Annotated in this window: 16 protein-coding genes; 9 read left to right on the plus strand and 7 right to left on the minus strand. The window is 33.7% G+C overall.

Annotated features, from left to right (window positions below; all coding sequences use genetic code 11):
• Positions 1–135: 135 nt before the first annotated feature.
• From AC6EJA_RS00405 to AC6EJA_RS00425, 5 genes are all read left to right on the plus strand, one after another.
• Complete coding sequence (locus AC6EJA_RS00405) at positions 136–1,638, plus strand: DUF8648 domain-containing protein (protein ID WP_498502561.1); 1,503 nt, start codon at positions 136–138, stop codon at positions 1,636–1,638.
• A gap of 179 nt (positions 1,639–1,817) precedes the next feature.
• Positions 1,818–2,546, plus strand: a complete 729-nt coding sequence (locus AC6EJA_RS00410; protein ID WP_498502562.1) for a hypothetical protein — start codon at positions 1,818–1,820, stop codon at positions 2,544–2,546.
• 10 nt (positions 2,547–2,556) lie between these two features.
• Positions 2,557–3,885 carry an O-acetylhomoserine aminocarboxypropyltransferase/cysteine synthase family protein gene (locus tag AC6EJA_RS00415; protein WP_498502563.1) on the plus strand — a complete coding sequence of 443 codons (1,329 nt, stop codon included), beginning with the start codon at positions 2,557–2,559 and terminating at the stop codon, positions 3,883–3,885.
• Positions 3,886–3,899: 14 nt separating this feature from the next.
• Complete coding sequence (locus AC6EJA_RS00420; RefSeq protein ID WP_498502564.1) at positions 3,900–4,793, plus strand: homoserine O-succinyltransferase; 894 nt, start codon at positions 3,900–3,902, stop codon at positions 4,791–4,793.
• A gap of 42 nt (positions 4,794–4,835) precedes the next feature.
• Positions 4,836–5,399, plus strand: coding sequence for an alpha-ketoglutarate-dependent dioxygenase AlkB family protein (locus AC6EJA_RS00425; protein ID WP_498502565.1), 564 nt, complete (start codon positions 4,836–4,838; stop codon positions 5,397–5,399).
• A 26-nt stretch (positions 5,400–5,425) separates the two neighbouring features.
• On the opposite strand, the gene AC6EJA_RS00430 is transcribed toward AC6EJA_RS00425, so the two are convergent.
• Together AC6EJA_RS00430 and AC6EJA_RS00435 are read right to left on the minus strand one after the other, a co-directional pair.
• On the minus strand, positions 5,426–7,006 hold the full coding sequence (locus AC6EJA_RS00430; protein ID WP_498502566.1) for a SulP family inorganic anion transporter: 1,581 nt from the start codon (positions 7,004–7,006) through the stop codon (positions 5,426–5,428).
• 31 nt (positions 7,007–7,037) lie between these two features.
• A complete protein-coding gene (locus AC6EJA_RS00435; RefSeq protein ID WP_498502567.1) occupies positions 7,038–8,324 on the minus strand; it encodes an FAD-binding protein in 1,287 nt (428 codons plus the stop codon).
• Positions 8,325–8,402: 78 nt separating this feature from the next.
• On the opposite strand from AC6EJA_RS00435, the gene AC6EJA_RS00440 reads away from it, so the two are divergent.
• On the plus strand, positions 8,403–9,449 hold the full coding sequence (locus AC6EJA_RS00440) for a sirohydrochlorin chelatase (protein ID WP_498502568.1): 1,047 nt from the start codon (positions 8,403–8,405) through the stop codon (positions 9,447–9,449).
• A 435-nt stretch (positions 9,450–9,884) separates the two neighbouring features.
• Positions 9,885–10,124: a DUF2811 domain-containing protein gene (locus tag AC6EJA_RS00445; RefSeq protein WP_498503603.1), complete on the plus strand. Its 240-nt coding sequence runs from the start codon at positions 9,885–9,887 to the stop codon at positions 10,122–10,124.
• Here the strand turns inward: AC6EJA_RS00445 and AC6EJA_RS00450 are convergent.
• Positions 10,108–11,757, minus strand: a complete 1,650-nt coding sequence (locus tag AC6EJA_RS00450) for a GMC oxidoreductase (RefSeq protein WP_498502569.1) — start codon at positions 11,755–11,757, stop codon at positions 10,108–10,110. The two genes, AC6EJA_RS00445 and AC6EJA_RS00450, sit on opposite strands and share 17 nt — an antisense overlap.
• A 53-nt stretch (positions 11,758–11,810) precedes the next feature.
• A complete protein-coding gene (locus AC6EJA_RS00455) occupies positions 11,811–12,113 on the minus strand; it encodes a DUF8638 family protein (protein WP_498502570.1) in 303 nt (100 codons plus the stop codon).
• Between the two features lie 170 nt (positions 12,114–12,283).
• Between AC6EJA_RS00455 and AC6EJA_RS00460 the strand changes: the two genes are divergently transcribed.
• Positions 12,284–12,760, plus strand: coding sequence for a pentapeptide repeat-containing protein (locus AC6EJA_RS00460; protein ID WP_498502571.1), 477 nt, complete (start codon positions 12,284–12,286; stop codon positions 12,758–12,760).
• Here the strand turns inward: AC6EJA_RS00460 and AC6EJA_RS00465 are convergent.
• From AC6EJA_RS00465 to AC6EJA_RS00475, 3 genes are all read right to left on the minus strand, one after another.
• Positions 12,757–13,149, minus strand: coding sequence for a hypothetical protein (locus tag AC6EJA_RS00465; protein WP_498502572.1), 393 nt, complete (start codon positions 13,147–13,149; stop codon positions 12,757–12,759). The two genes, AC6EJA_RS00460 and AC6EJA_RS00465, sit on opposite strands and share 4 nt — an antisense overlap.
• A gap of 6 nt (positions 13,150–13,155) precedes the next feature.
• A complete protein-coding gene (locus AC6EJA_RS00470; RefSeq protein ID WP_498502573.1) occupies positions 13,156–13,674 on the minus strand; it encodes a VHS domain-containing protein in 519 nt (172 codons plus the stop codon).
• Between the two features lie 327 nt (positions 13,675–14,001).
• Entirely contained in the window at positions 14,002–14,148 is a 147-nt protein-coding gene (locus tag AC6EJA_RS00475) for a hypothetical protein (RefSeq protein ID WP_498502574.1), read from the minus strand.
• Positions 14,149–14,231: 83 nt separating this feature from the next.
• Here AC6EJA_RS00475 and AC6EJA_RS00480 point away from each other — a divergent pair, with 83 nt between their 5' ends.
• Positions 14,232–16,643 carry an ArnT family glycosyltransferase gene (locus AC6EJA_RS00480; protein ID WP_498502575.1) on the plus strand — a complete coding sequence of 804 codons (2,412 nt, stop codon included), beginning with the start codon at positions 14,232–14,234 and terminating at the stop codon, positions 16,641–16,643.
• The last annotated feature ends 13 nt before the right edge of the window (positions 16,644–16,656 follow it).

Raw genomic sequence — 16,656 nt, forward strand, 5'->3', positions numbered from 1 at the left:
CTATTTTTATATTGATTCAAGCATGTAAAGATTTTATGCTGATATTAATATTTTACCGATTTGATTTTTTTACTAAAGTACGATTAATATTTAGATAGAAACGGTTGACTTGGTTTCAATTTTTTATATGTTCTCATGAATAATAGTTTTTTCTCTTCAATTACAGATGAAAAATATCTTAATTTAAGGCTTAAAGAACTTGATCATTCCAAGGTGGGTTTCTACAGCGTTGGCCTGTACCCAGTATCACTTGCATACAATTGTGCTCTGCATACAGAATTAACAAATCTTCTTCTTGCTCCTAGACCTGGGAGAGAACTTTTTGGAGCGTTTAGCAAATCTTCTTTGAATAAGATGGAAGAAAAATACTTGTCAAAAATAAAAGCCATTTCTTTTCATTATGAGAATGGAGAAGAACATGTAAATTCATTGGAGTATTTAATATCTAATTGTGATATTGTAATCCTAAGTTCGAATAGTAATCATATAGAAAATGATTTAAATGAGACTATTGCACTTAGAACTAAGTTAAATAGAGAACAGGTTTTAATAGCTTGTCTTGTGGGTTCTTTTTGCCATGATCCTATTACAGATAGTTCTTATGTTCTTTGTGAAAAAGAATCTAATCTTGCATTTTTTTCCGGTTTTCATCGACATGGAGCTTTATTAAATCCAACTGATAGCTTTACTGCGAATTTTTGCCATCCAGATAGCTTGATATCCATGATAGGTGCAAAAATCTTGAACTCTTTATCTCCAAATATTCAAGTTTCTTCGGGTATTCATAATTTAGAGGGACAATATATTAAAGCTGCTAAGAATATTTCATCCATTTTCGCTGGATTTGCTCATACCTATCACATTGAAAATCCTGGACTGCTGCCATCAATTCTAACTTTATTGCTTGATCAATGTTTATCTCAAGCCGCAAAAGTTTCTATCTCTAGAAAAGAAAAAATAGAATCTTTATCAACCCAATCTTTATCTTTAACAGAATTGGGTTATGGGGTTGAAAAAATTGAAGCATCAGTGAAAATTAATGATGAAAAAACAATTCTAAGAGATCATACATTTTCTCAATTGACTGCCATGGTTGCAGATGTTCGAGGTAGTATGATGGCTCCTATTTCTGGAAAACCTACTAGAAACTTTCAGGCTGGGCAGGTACTTGCTGAGAATATGAAAAAATATAGTCGGTGCCCTTACAATATTGATGAATTTATTGATTGGTGTGAACTCTTTGGATTAAGGAAAGGGGATCTTGAGGGCCTTAAATCTCTATCCTTTTGGCCAGAAATAAAGAACAATTATTCTATTGAATTTCATGAAAGTTCTATGATAAATTTACTTTATTTCTCTGTATTTGGAGAAGAAACTATTAAGTCAATTGTTTTTAATGTTCTTACAGATTCAAGAGAACTATCATGCTTTTGCCAAGAATCGCCAAGACCAACTACAAGTAGAAACTATTTTAATGCCATCAATAATCTATCTGATGATGAGGCTATATCATTTATTGTAAGAACAATAACTAATAATATATCAGATGCAAAAAAAGAAATATATACCAATTTTAATAATAATTTAAATAACTCTAAATATAAACAGGCTATATCTATTATTGAATCCTTATTGTAAAAATATATTATTCTATATTCATTTTCAAGCTTAATTATTCAACTCTTTTTTTAGAACTCAATTAGTGTTGTCTAAAGGAGAAAAAACTTATTTACGTTGATTTTCGTGTTTGCACCCTTAATTAACTTCCCATAGCTGTCAGTCGCGACTACGATTTTGTTAAATCGATATTTTTAAGAGTGACTAAAGAATTGACTCATAGGGCCGATGAACTGAAAAGTCTTGGGTGGTCTGCTGACGATGTAAACAGATATGAGGAACTTTGGGATTACAGGCAAAGATGGGGAGCTATAAATCTTGAAAGAGAAGACCGACAATTTTTAAGAAAGGCCGAAGCAGCACTGCCAGAAATAACCAAAACTAAGAATTCCGTTAAGAAATCAATTGTTGAAAAGTCTTACTACAGATGGTTGGTTTTCAACTTAAATCAAATGAATAATTTTGAAAAGGAACTAGCTCAAAATAGCCAAACAGTGAGGGGCTTATGGCCCATTCTCATAGAAGAAGAGTTACGAACTCTTGATTACTACGAACCTGTTCTCGGCTTGCCTGATACTCTCAAAGCAAGGCTACTTTATTCAGTTAGAGAGAAATTGATAAAAGATTCTCTTGAAAAATATCAATCGAGTTTGACTATGGAAAATTTTAAAATCAATTCAATAATAAATAACTCTCAGGATGATTGTCCTAAAAGTTGGAAAACTCTTCGTGAAGGTAGTCTTGATGAGGATAGTCAATATCCTTTAATTTCTTCAGAATACATCGAAAAATTTCGCAAAGATGCAAGATCTAAGATTTTGCCAGCTATCAGAGAGAATTTTCCCTCACTGAAAAGTACAGATAAACCTTCTCCTCCTGATGAATGGAGTACAAAAATCAATTCCGTGGCTAAAAAGGAAGATAGTTAATATAAGACCTTTGAGTTCACAGCGTTTCGAGACTCTTCAATTGCATGCTGGGCAAACTATTGACCCATCAACAAATTCTAGAGCTGTTCCTGTCTATCAAACCAGCTCTTACGTATTTAACAATGCTGAACATGGAGCCAATCTCTTTGGATTGAAGGAATTTGGAAATATTTATACGCGACTTCAAAATCCCACAACTGATGTTTTTGAAAAACGTGTTGCAGCATTGGAGGGAGGTGTTGCAGCACTTGCTACTGCATCAGGACAGGCCGCTCAATTTTTGGCAATTACCAATTGCATGCAAGCGGGGGATAATTTTGTATCAACATCATTCTTGTACGGAGGAACTTATAACCAATTTAAAGTTCAATTCCCAAGATTAGGTATTAACGTTAAGTTTGCCGATGGTGATGACATAACTAGTTTTTCCTCTCAAATTGATTCGAATACTAAAGCTATTTATATAGAGTCAATGGGGAATCCCAGGTTTAATATTCCGGATTTTGATGGCTTATCTTCCCTCGCAAGAGATAATGGAATACCTTTAATAGTTGACAATACACTTGGCGCTGCAGGTGCACTAATAAGGCCTATTGAGCATGGTGCAGATGTTGTCGTACAGAGCGCAACAAAGTGGATTGGTGGCCACGGCACAAGTCTTGGCGGTGTAATTGTTGATGCAGGAACATTTAATTGGGGAAATGGAAAATTCCCTTTGATGACAGAACCAAGTGATGCTTATCATGGTTTAGTACATTGGGATGCCTTTGGATTTGGTAGTGATATTTGTGGAATGCTTGGCTTGCCAATTGACAAAAACATAGCTTTTGCACTCAGGGCAAGAGTTGAGTGTTTAAGAGATTGGGGACCTGCCATAAGTCCTACTAACTCTTTCCTTCTTCTTCAAGGCTTGGAAACCTTAAGTCTCCGAATAGAAAGACATTGTTCAAATGCACTGGCTTTGGCTAATTGGCTAAATTCTCATTCAAAAGTTGAAAATGTTAGTTACCCAGGTTTAAAAAATGACCCATATTTTCAGCAAGCAGAAAAATACACAACTCATAGAGGATCTGGTTGTATGGTTATGTTCTCGCTCAAAGGCGGTTATGAAGATGCTGTTTCATTTATAGATGCTTTGAAATTATCTAGTCATCTTGCAAATGTTGGGGATGCCAAAACATTGGTTATTCATCCAGCCTCTACAACACATCAACAGTTAACTTCTGATGAACAAAAGTCTGCAGGAGTAACTCCTACGATGGTAAGAGTATCTGTTGGAATTGAACATATTGACGATATTTTGTCTGATTTTGAACAGGCATTAAATGTTTTAAATTAATTAGAAATTTATAGATGGCATTAATTCTCCCACGAAGTTATCACAAGATTTCTGCAGTGGAGAAGAATCATATTTCATGGATCGAGCCTGAATTAGCTGAAAGACAAGATATTCGACCATTAAGGATTGGTATTCTCAACATAATGCCATTAGGGAAACAATATGAATTTAATCTTTTGCATCCTCTAGGTTTATCCCCGCTTCAAATTGAGCCAATTTGGATAAAACTTAAATCTCATGCCTACAAAACATGGGATATGGCACATCTAGACAATTTATATATAAATTGGGAAGAGGCTATGAGTCCAAATCCGCTTGATGGCTTGATAATTACAGGCGCACCAGTCGAACATTTGCCATTTGAGAGTGTGAGTTATTGGCCAGAATTAATCAATTTGATTGATGAGGCAAGACAAAAGTGCGCAAGTACTCTTGGATTATGTTGGGCTGGATTCGCTTTGGCCTACCTAGCTGGTGTTGAAAAAGAAAATTTCTCAAAAAAGCTTTTTGGTGTATTCCCTATGAGGAGTTTGGTTCCTGGACATCCATTAATGGGTAATCAAGATGATGAGTTTTTGTGTCCCCAAAGTCGCTATGCAGGTTTGCCAGATTCAGCAATGAAAGAAGCGGAGAGTAAAGGTAAAATTAGATTACTTTCTTATGGAGAAAAAGTTGGTTATACGATCTTTGAAACTACAGATCAGAGACAATTAATGCATCTAGGACATCCGGAGTATAGCGTTGCTCGCCTTTTATCAGAGATGGAAAGAGATAAAGCCAGAGGTGATGTCCCACCCCCTGAGAATTTTGATCCAATTAAAGCATTGACTTCCTGGAGATCACATAGAAATCTTCTTTTTCAGCAATGGCTTTGGTTTTGTTATCAGCGTGTGAGTTTTAATTCGTAATTTTTACTTGATAATAACAATATGAATTAAAAAAATTAATTTGTGGATAATATTTATTGGGAATATAAAAATCAGTGGATTTCCTCAAAGCAAGCAACTAATTGGAAAAAAATTATTTATCAGAAAATAGAATGGAATCAGCCTGAAATAAATATTTTTGGTAAAAAAAATCGGATCCCAAGAAAAACATGTTTTCTTGGATCAGAGGGAATTATTTATTCATATTCTGGAATAAATAATGTAGCTGTCGGCTGGCCCGATTGGTTTTTGCCAATCCTATCAAGTGTTTCTAATACTTGCGAGCAGGATTTTAATGGTTGCTTACTAAATCTTTATCGTAATGGTAGTGATTATATTTCTTGGCACTCAGATAATGAAAATATTATTAATAGCAAAACATCAATAGCTTCATTATCTCTTGGTGAAACTAGAGAATTTCTACTAAAGAATTCTTCAACAAAAGAAATTCATAGATATGATTTGGCTAATGGTGATTTGTTAATAATGCATCCTCTATGTCAGAAAGAATGGAAGCACTCGTTACCAAAAAGAATTAAGAAATCAAATTATCGAATTAATTTAACATTCAGAAGTTTTTTATATTAGAAACTTAATTTTAAAAAAATTATTGCCTAATGTGATTGCTCTTGACCACCTAATCGCTCAAATAGATTGAGACTTTCTTCATTTAAACCAATGATCTCAACTTCAGTACCATGTGAGCTTATTTTTCTTATTACCTGATCAAGAGCACCCACGCCACTTTGATCCCAAATATGGGCTTTTGACATATTAATTATTACCTTTTTGGGATGCTCGTGCATATCAAATCCTTGACTAAAGTATATTTTACTGACAAAAAATAACTGACCAATAACTTCATATACAATTTTCTCATTAGAAGATTCAATAATATTTACCTGTATGACCTTTGCTACCTTCCTGCTAAAAAGTATACCTGCAAGTGCAACACCAGCTATAACCCCAAGAGCAAGATTATGTGGTTTTGTAAGCATAGTTACCGAAAAAGTCATAAGCATTACAGCAGTATCACTTCGGGGGATTTTTCTTATATTCCTTAAGCCATTAGTATCGGCGGTGCTAATGGCAATTGTTATCATCACGGCAACAAGAGCAGCCATTGGTATTTGCTCTAACCAAGGCTTGCAAAGCAAGATCATCCCCAATAAGCAAATTCCTGATGAAAATGTGGATAATCTTGTCCTTCCTCCATTATCTGTATTCATTACAGATTGGCCAACAAGAGCACAGCCAGCCATACCACCAAATAATGATGAGACTATGTTTGCTATTCCCTGACCCCTAGCCTCTTTATTCTTGTTTGAATTAGTATCTGTTTTATCGTCAAGAATATCTTGTGTTAAAAATGTTTCCATCAAACCAACTAGCGATATGGCCAATGCTGTTGGTAAAACAAGACTAAAAGTTTCAAGATTAAAAGGTACTTTTCCACTCTCAAAAGATCCAAATGGAATAGAAATTGTTGGTAAACCATCAGGAAGTTTTCCTAGATCGCTTACTGTTGGAATATCAAGATTAAAACTTATTGTTATGGTTGTAAGAATGACAATCGCTATTAACTGTGAAGGAATTGATTTGGTAATTCTTGGAAGTCCATAAATAATACCAACGCCAATTAAAACTAATATCCAAACAATCGTTGCTTGCTCTTTGGTTGGACCTAAAAACTTGCCATAAAAATCATCAAAACCTAATTGCTCAAATTGAGCTTGGAAAATCAAAAGAGCTAATGCATTGACAAATCCACTTAAAACGCCTTGCGGCACAAAACGCATTTGATAGGCCAATCTTAGATATCCCCAGAGAATTTGAAAAAAACCAGTTAACAGACCCGCAGCAAGTAGATATGAAAGCCCCAATGCTTGTGATGTTATTTGATCAAGTCCTTGTCCTTGGCCTGCTGCTACTCCAGTAGCAACTATTCCTGTCATTAGTAGAGCAGTTGAACCAGTAGCCGAGGTAATCATTCCCATTCGGCCTCCCACAAGGGCAATTGTTATTGATAAACAGAACGCTCCAAATAAACCAACTTGAGGGTCAACTCCTGCTATGCCAGAGAAAGCGATTGCCTCAGGAATCATTGCAAAAGCTACTACTAATCCAGATAAAACATCCTTGCTAGGGTTACCTACCCATTGCTTTACAAGGCTTTGATTCGATCGTATGGGCATTTTTTGTGCGTTTCTTTTAGTTGACCGTATCTCAAAGAGGAGGCAGTATTCTCAATGGGTCATATTTTAATTTCAAATTTTGCAATTCTGGTAGAAAACCATTAAAAGCTTTTTTTAATTCTTTTTGATGCCATGAGAGATGGGGGTGTAATTGAGCAAGATGAACTCCTGGACATGTTGATTCAAGATTTTGCCATACTTCTTCGACCCAGCTAAGACTTTTTTCTCTCATTTTCAATTCACCTGCATTCCATTCACCGTTTATCCACGGTTTCCAAACAGAATTGCGGTGGATAAATGAACTTTCACTTTTGTTGACTTGGCTGCTCACTTCTCCAAGTTGCTGTGCAGCGACATAGCAACCTTCATGAGGTCTTTTTTTTAAGAGGCGTTCAATTTTTTCAAGGTTTTCTTTAGCGTATTCTCCCCATGCTGGTCCAAGCAATCCGACAACTTCACTATGAGTTCTTGTCTGAGATTCTTTAACTGTTTTTGTTAGTCCAAAAATTGGCACATCGTTAAAATTATTTGATATTGTTAACTTTAGCTTACTAAAAAATGATAAACGTTTAATTATATCTATAAAAAAATCTTGCTGCTTAAGTTCATCAATAGAAACTACTATATATGCATTAATTTTATCTCTCCAAATCCAATTTAAACAGATTTCTTTGGGCCATAATTCTGCAGACATTATGCTTTCATCAAGCTCCTTAATAGTTATTTCACCTTCATAAACCATGAGAATTGTTCTTTCATATGTCTTCAGTGTTAAACCAGTTATTATTGCTAAAAAAGCTGAAGAACCGCACAAAGCTCTCCATAATTTTTTTTCATTAGCAGTTGAATGAATTCTTGGCTTATCTAAACAGAATTGCTCTCCATTACCAAATACACCACTAATTTTTTTTATTTGATCAATTGCTAATCCTTTACTTCTGCTTATTGGACTTACTCCACCAGAAAGAATATAACCTAAACCTGTACTTGTAGATAATCCTACAGGAAATGTTCTTTTGAATTTTGATAGTTCATTTATCAACATACCCATATTAACTCCTCCCCCAATCTCAATTTCATTATTAGAGGAATTGAATCTTATGTTTTTATATTTTTCTCTCAAATCTAAAGTCCAATGATTTTCAGCGACGCATCTGCTAGAAGTTCCACCACTACATATCAGTAAAGGTTTAGGAACAATTTTATTGTCTGACATTAGTTTTAAAAAACTTCGATCTATTTCCTTAATAACGCCAATCGGTTTGCTATCGGCAGCAAGCTTGTTTTGAACGTTTAAATAATTATTGATTTTTTTCATGGTGCTTTCTTAAGGAATTTTAGCGCGGACTTTCTTAAATTAGCCTTATATTTATAAGGCATAGAGAGAATTATCGTTTTGGCCTTGGATTTTAAGTGTGTTGAGTCGTCGCAATTAGGAATAATTATTTGCGGCCATGGTAGTCGTAATTCTTCTGCAATAATTGAATTTAGAGAACTTATAGAAAAAATCAGAAAATCTCTAAAGGGTATACCCGTTGAATATGGCTTTTTAGAGTTTGCTCAACCGATAATTAAAGATGGTTTGGAGCGTTTAAGAAAACGCTCGGTAAAAAAAGTAATTGCAATTCCTGCGATGTTATTCGCAGCGGGGCATGCGAAAAATGATATTCCCGCTCTACTCAAGGCTTATACTGAGGAAACAGGTCTCCCAATTGAATACGGAAGAGAACTTGGAATAAACAGCTTTATGATCGGGGCAGCTGGAGCGAGGATTAAAGAAGCCATAACCTCGAATAAGCAATACCCAGCATCTGAAACGTTACTTGTTGTTGTTGGACGAGGCTCCTCAGATCCTGATGCAAACTCTAATGTTTGCAAAATAACAAGGATGCTTGTTGAGGGACTCGGAATGGGATGGGGGGAAACAGTTTTTACTGGAGTAACTTTTCCCTTAGTAGAGCCTGGATTAAGACATTTTGTAAGGCTTGGCTATAAGAGAATAATTATTTTTCCTTACTTCCTATTCTCAGGTATTCTAGTTAGTCGGATTTTAACTTCTACTAAAATAGTTGCTGATGAATTTCCCGAAATTGAGTTTATAAATGCTTCTTATATGGCTAGTCATGAATTGGTAGTTGAAACTTTTAAAGAGAGAATTGATGAGGTTCTCAATGGAGATAATTCTATGAATTGTTCTTTATGTAAATACAGATCTGATTTGTTGGGATTTGAGAGTGAGGTAGGAACTGTGCAACAGAGTCATCATCATCATGTAGAGGGCATACTCTCAGAGTGCACAATTTGTGGAAGCAATAATCAATGTACCTGCCAAAAAATTTCCAACGAGGATAAATTCTTCATCGAGGAAAAACATGAGCATAATCATCGCAACAAATATCCGCATTGCGACCACCCTTTAGGTCCTGTCACGCTTCGCCAGTAATTTATCCTCAGAATATAAAGAAAATAGTAATAAATACTAGAATCAACTGTCTCTTTCTACTTGCGACTTAAAAGACTCATTACACATAAGCAAGCCTTATCAATCAAACTTTTATGATTTTCCACAGTCTGTTTCCACAGATTATTCTTAATTTTCCACTTGTTTTTTTTTAATTTCTCGAATTGGTCCTGCTCGTTGTGGTTTATGAACTGGAATATATTCCTGAAGTGAAAGTTCCTTTAGGTTTCACAATTTAATTAAACCTAATTAGAAAAAGCCCAAAACAGTTATTAAAAGGTGAGTCTTGAGCAGTCTCGGAAAATCTATATATATTTTTTTTATCTTTGACTCTTTTAAAGATTTTTAGGATGCTATTCACTAGTTAAGAATATCCCAATGAACAATGACAGTGGTCAAGGTCAAAATAATTTAAAGATGGGTCCATCTGCAAAAACTATAAATTTTAAAGAATCTTGTGCCGTTAGCCTTGAGACAGAAATACCTGAAGCCTTATATACGGGAATGAAGGAGTTTATCGGTTCCAATCCTCACATTGATCAGTATGGCGTAATGAGCTCCGCCTTAGCCAATTTCCTATATCAAAATGGCTGTTCTGACAGAGCAGTAACCGAAAAATATTTAAGCGATTTGTTTTCAGTTACCTCCGTTCAATAGCTTTTAAGCAGGCTCTTCTGCATAATGCCATCATGGTAAGGGTAGGACTTTGCCAAGAAGATGTGGGCCAGGCAGATCCATCAACTACTAAAACGTTTTTGCAGCGCCATAATCTGTTCCACTTATCAAGCACACTAGTTTCTTTTTTTAGTCCCATAGCTGCTCCTCCCACTTCATGAATGTAATAACCAGGCGGTGGAGGAGAATCTTGAGTTGCAAATGAATTTTTTAATATTTGTTTGATAAAAGGCAATCTAATTATTTCATCGAGGGATTTAATTTCACCGCCAGTACTGGTTATTATATTCTCCATGGTTTTAGTCATATGTTTAACCATTTCTTTTTCATTTTTCCCCCATTCAAATTCTATTTTTGGAATATTTATCCCCCATTTATCTTTTTTATTTGATAAAGAGACTTTATTGTTTACATTAGGCAATACTTCTCCATGAGCAATTAAGAAACCGATTGTTTTTTGAGGATTGGTTTTTAAAATGCTTGGCGGATCAAATCTATCGATTGCACCCCAAATTCCATATCCTCTTTTAAATTTTTTTTGATTATAATTTCTTGAATTATTCCCGAAAGGTATAAAGAAGCTTCCTGCTCCTGAGAGTAATTTGTGATTTTTATCCTTAACAGGATTATTAATTTCTTTATATTTTGGATAATTAAAAAAACGACAAATAGAGATATGGTCCATTAAATACTTTCCAAGAGTATTTGATTCATCTATAAAGCCATTCTCCTGATTACTTTTCTCTGAGTTTAGTAGTAATTTTAGTGTTTGAATTGTCGAAGCGCTCAAAACTATAAGATTACTTTCAAGAATGAATCGTTTGTTTTCTTTTTTATTTAAAACTAAAAGACCTTTCGCAATTTCCTCTGTTGGTTTCATTATTATTCTTTCTGCAATATGATTATCTAAAATTTGTACATTTCCAGTAGATAAAGCAATCTTTAAAGTGCTGCCAAGGCTGCTAGATCTTGGGTAGGATTTATCTTTTTGCTCGAAATTTGATTCAAATCCTCTTGAGTGTATTACAGAGTATCCAAAATTCAATTTAACTTTTTCAGCGAAGATTTGTTCACTTTTAGTAAAAGGCAGATATCCAACAAATTCACCATCTGGAAGATGCTCAAGATTGTCTTTATGACCATAAACTCTCAAAAAATTTTCAAGTGATGAGTAATGATCTGATAGATCTGAATATTCAATTGGCCAAGAGGGACCAATTCCGTCATATAAGGGTGCTTTCATATCAAGGTCGGATAATCTCAGAGTTATGCCGCCCCAAGTAAGACTTTTTCCTCCTAATTGCCTCCCCTGTGTCCACAAAAAAGGTTTTTTTGATGGATATTCATAATTGTTCTCTCTTTCATCTGCATACAAAAGAGGATTTGCTTTCCAAAAACCAGGGTGTTGTGATTGCTTTTTGTGCTTTCCATCAACTATTCCAAAAAATCTGTTAAAAGTGTTTACTGGCTCTGAACCATAGGTTTCATCAATACTCCTAGTTGGTCCGGCCTCAATTATTAGTACCCTTACTCCCGCTTTTGCAAGTGTCAGTGCGGCGACGCCACCATTAGCTCCCGAGCCGACAATGATTGCATCAAAAGGTTTTAAGTCCACTATAAAATTTTCATTAGAACGTTCCTGGTGTAGGAAAAGGGTATTTTATTTCACTAACTTCTACTTAACCAAGAAGGCGCCCCTAAGAACCAATCACCCAAATCTTGCTGGGCAGGATTAAATACCGTATCTGGATCAGGGGAGCCTAGCTCAAGGTCATTTATCAAGTTATCTACAGGATGATTAGTTTTTAGTTTATTTTGTGCAAATTTGGCTTTTTTTAATTGGCACGAAACCTGTGTATCTTCCTCGGCGCATCTATTTATTAAAATTCTTTCATCCAATGAAACGTGATGATCATTGGATATTTTTCTTAATATTTTCTCTATCTCTTGCCTTGAAGAAATTGATGCCATAGTTTCATCTTCCTATATTTTTATTTTTAGCTAAAGTTTTTTAGTTGGTAAATCTTGTGCTACAAAAGATTTGCAGTTCGTTAAAATTTTTTTGTATCTCATGCTTTGGGTCAAAATTAAAAAACTACTTTTCTTTTAAAAACACCTATTCCAGAATTTTTAGTTTTATTATGATCAAAAAAATCTTAGTTTTAATAAGTACGTTTTTGTTCTTTTTACATCCAGGTCCACTTTTTGCTGCACTAGATTATGGTAAACAATCATTAATAGGAGCTGATTTTTCAAAAAATGATCTTAGAGGTGCAACCTTTTACCTTACAGATCTTCAAAATGCTGATTTATCTGAGAGTGATTTAGAAGGCGCAAGTTTATTTGGGGCAAAATTAGAGAATGCTAATTTAAGTAATGCAAACCTTAGAGACGTAACCCTGGATTCAGCTGTTCTTGAAGGTACAGACCTTACCAACGCTGTTTTAGTAGATGCATTTGCCTTTAATGCAAGATTTAATAATGTAAAAATAAATGGGGCAGATTTTACAAATGTTCCATTTCGTAAGAATGAAATTGATGAATTATGTAAGACAGCTGAGGGAATAAATCCAATAACCTCGGTAAGTACTCGTGAATCATTGGGTTGTAGTGATTAACAAAGATTTTTATAAACCTTATTTCTCATTGTTGCTTTAGAATTTGTAGGCCAACCTAACAAGTCTAATAACTTAATCAAGTTGAGTGAATATTTAAACATTTCATTAGATATATTTGCCGTAAAACCTAATTCAAAAAGTACCTGTTTTAATTTTTTTAAATCATTAAATGTTCCTGGCTTTTGAGCAAGTATTTTATAACCATTTGGGTTATTATATATTTTTGATATTGAGTAGTTCTCTGAAAAACCAATTATAATTTTTTCATCTATTTCTCTATAGACTGTATATAAATATCCTTTTTTAGTAGAGTTAAAAAAATATTTTTCAATATTTATAACTTTTGAAACTTTGTAATCTTTACTAATTTCAGACTTTTTTTTATTCATCGATCCTTATTCCTTTTCAAGTATTGAATTTTCGTATTCTTCCCAAGCATTATTTATTTCGGCCAGAGCTATTCGCTTTTCACAAGCAACGTCATATCTTTTTATTGCTGCGCTGGGAATTGCTCCCATCCCTTTAAAAGACCTTAATCCATTTTCTAAACACTGCAGAGCTACACTTGATAAATCCCTCCCCTCCGCAGCTGCCCAAGCTTTTAAGAGATAATTCAAATTTGATGGAACGGACAGCTGTAACTTTGATGAATTTGGAGTGTTTAGAGATATGTCATCAAGATTTTTCTCTCTTTTTAAGAAAACTCTTTTGAGATTGTTTTTTGTTTCCCTTAATGAAGTCTCTAATTTAAGGATATTTTTTGGATTGGATTTATCTGAATCATTGTGAATATCTATTTCTTTAATGACACCAGCAACTTCATCAAAGGATTCTGCTACCCATTTTGATACAGCTTTGCTCAGGGCTGCCTGGCTTAACCAGGACTCTTTTATATTGTCCCAACTTTTGGCCATAAGATGCCCTTTGTATTTTCATTATATGAGTTCTGTAAAGATTGTCTATAGATTGAGTGAAGATTGTATAAAGATATTTGTGGCCCCCTGGATTCCTTTTGTTTTCCTTGGTGATAGGCACATGATTTTGAGGGGAAGACGGGAGTCTTATTAGTGACTGTTAGTTTGTCTTTGAAGAGATGTAAATGGAGAAAATTTCAAATTTATGCCGGTAGTGTTACTGATGATTGTTCATTCCGTTACCAGCTTGTATCCAAATTTGCAAAAATTAACTAGCTTTAAATCGTGAGATCGAATATCAATGGCAATTCTTCCAAAAAGAAATTTTCAGCCTTTTAAAATCAAAATCCAGGTTGCGAATAATCCATATAGATCTTTGTTCTTAGTTCTCACAATTATTGGGATTTTTATTTCCGTGGCACTTATAGAGAATCTCTTACCATTGATAGCTCTATCCTTATTGCTGGCATTCATTTGGCGCCAAGCAAATAAATTTACCTTTGATAAGAAGCAATTTTTCAGCTAATAATAAATTTGTTTAGATTTATTATTTCTGAATGCTTCAACGATTTCAGACTTTTTTAACTAGGTACCAAGATTTATTACTCCTATTTGCTCTAAGCGGCCTGGTTTTTTTAGTAGATTTATATTGGGTTTCAACGAATGGATTACCCCCTTCATGGGATCAGGCAAGTCATCTAGCAAGAGCATACGGGTTTAATTATTTGTTTGAAAAGACGAATTTTTTAAGTTTAAATTGGTGGGATAATTTTTGGTTGCAAGCACCAGATTATAGGGGACCAGCAACTTACTTAGTAGCAATTCCTTTTTTTAAAATTTTTGGTACTTCCTTTAAATCAGCAATTTTATCTAATCAAATTTTTAACTTATCACTAATCTTAAGCATATTCTTTTTAGGAAGATTGATTAAGTCTCGAAGCGTTGGTTTATGGGCATCATTTTTATTTGCAATATCCCCTATTTTTATTTTACAAAGAACAGATTATCTTATTGATCTTAGCCTAACTTCTTCAATTACATTATTCTGGCTGATTTTGAGTTTATGGAAATTTAATTTAGGTCTTAATCAATGGTTTATGGCAATTTTATCCGGAATTACTCTCGGATTAATTTTTCTGACAAAGCCAACTGGGATTGTATTTTTTTGGGCACCTTTTCTCTTTCTATTTTATTTATTTATAAAGTCTTTTATTTATAGGAAATTTGAAACCACTTTTCAAATTGGAATAATTCTAATAACGCCTATATTAATATCCTGGAATTGGATCAGCTTAAATTGGCTTACAATATTAACCTCGATCAATAAAGCTAGAAATTGGGGAATTTTATATCAAGATGGATATGAACTAAGCTCCTTAGATAGCTGGTTTTATTATCCATTAAAAACTCCTTCAATTACGGGCCCATTAGTTTTGGGACTAATTCTTAGTGGCGCTTTACTTTTTATTATTCAAAATAAGAATAAATTTAGTTTATCTGAACAGAAAAAACATATTCAAAGAGCACTTTGGTTTAATAGTTTTCCTCTCGGCGGTTTGCTTATTTGTATTTTAATGAGCACTAAAGATATAAGATTTATTCTGCCTATTGCCCCACAGCTTTTTATTTTACTTGCTTTTATAATATCTTCTGTTACCTCAAAATGGTCATATATTTGGAAAATTTTTATTATAATCACGTCGATATTAGGTATTATATGGAGTCAATTTGGCATAGGAATAAACGTTAATGGTACTATTCCAAGAGTTCCTAATAGGATTGATAATTGGCCAATTGAAGAAATAATTAATACCATAAGAGTGAATAGTCCCTCTCAAAAATCAACTTTAGGAGTACTAACAGATTCAAAGTATTTAAATGCATTTAATTTAGATGCGGAGGGTATTAGACAGGCTAATTTGGTTGCATCACGTCAAACTTATTATCAATCTTCAGAACTATCAAATGATCTAGATTATTATGATTGGTTCCTTTTAAAAACCGGTAATCAAGGCGTAATGAGTGGAGATAGAGAACAAACTTTATCTCGTGAGATTATCAAGTCAAAATCTTTTCTAAAGGAGAAGTCTTGGAAGCTTCCAGATAAAAGTGAGGCTTTTTTATTCAAGAGGAATCCGAAAAGTATTGATTCAAAGAAGATTTCATGTTCATCAGATATACCAATAATTAATATAAAAAACATATCAAATGGTTTTGAGTTAATATTGGAGGGTAAAGTAAATCAACTAAATAATTCACTTTTAGTTATTGATGCAAAAAGTAAGTTAGGTGAATTTCAGATTGATCAATCTGTTGGTCAAGGAATGCTAAGACTACCCTCAATAAATGAAAATGATTGTTATCAAATAACTCAACGATTAAACTCCTTTTACCCTAAATCAAAAACACAAGAGGATGTTATCTTTAAAATTAAACTTTTAGATAATTTAAAAAGAGAGATTACACAAAAAACTCACAATATCCCAGTTGTTGAATATGGAGAAAATTTAGATATTATGGCTAATCGAGTACAAAAGATGTCACAAATGGGGAAAATGCTTAAAGAAGGTAAATTAGAAGAATTATTCTCTACAGTTGGTCAAATAAATCAAAGTGATCCAAACCAAGTTTATCTAAAAAATACTCAAGAGATAATGGAATATAGAATTGATAAAAATCAAGAAGATATTATCAATTTATATACTCTAGCTTTATCCTATACTTTACAAAGAAAAGTTAATAAAGCCTCAGATACCTTTTATGAAATATGCATATTAGATAAAAATAATCAATATGCTTATTTGGCAAAAGCATTTGTTGATTTATACAGATTTAAACCAAAAATTGCTAAGGAATACTTAAAAAAGGCAGAATTAAATACTACTGATAATGATACTTTAGAAATAATATCAACCTTAAGAACAATTGCTAATGTCCTTTCTCTTGACTTAATTGATTTAATTCGTTGATTATCTGTTTTTT

It is taken from the genome of Prochlorococcus sp. MIT2309 (assembly GCF_059772305.1).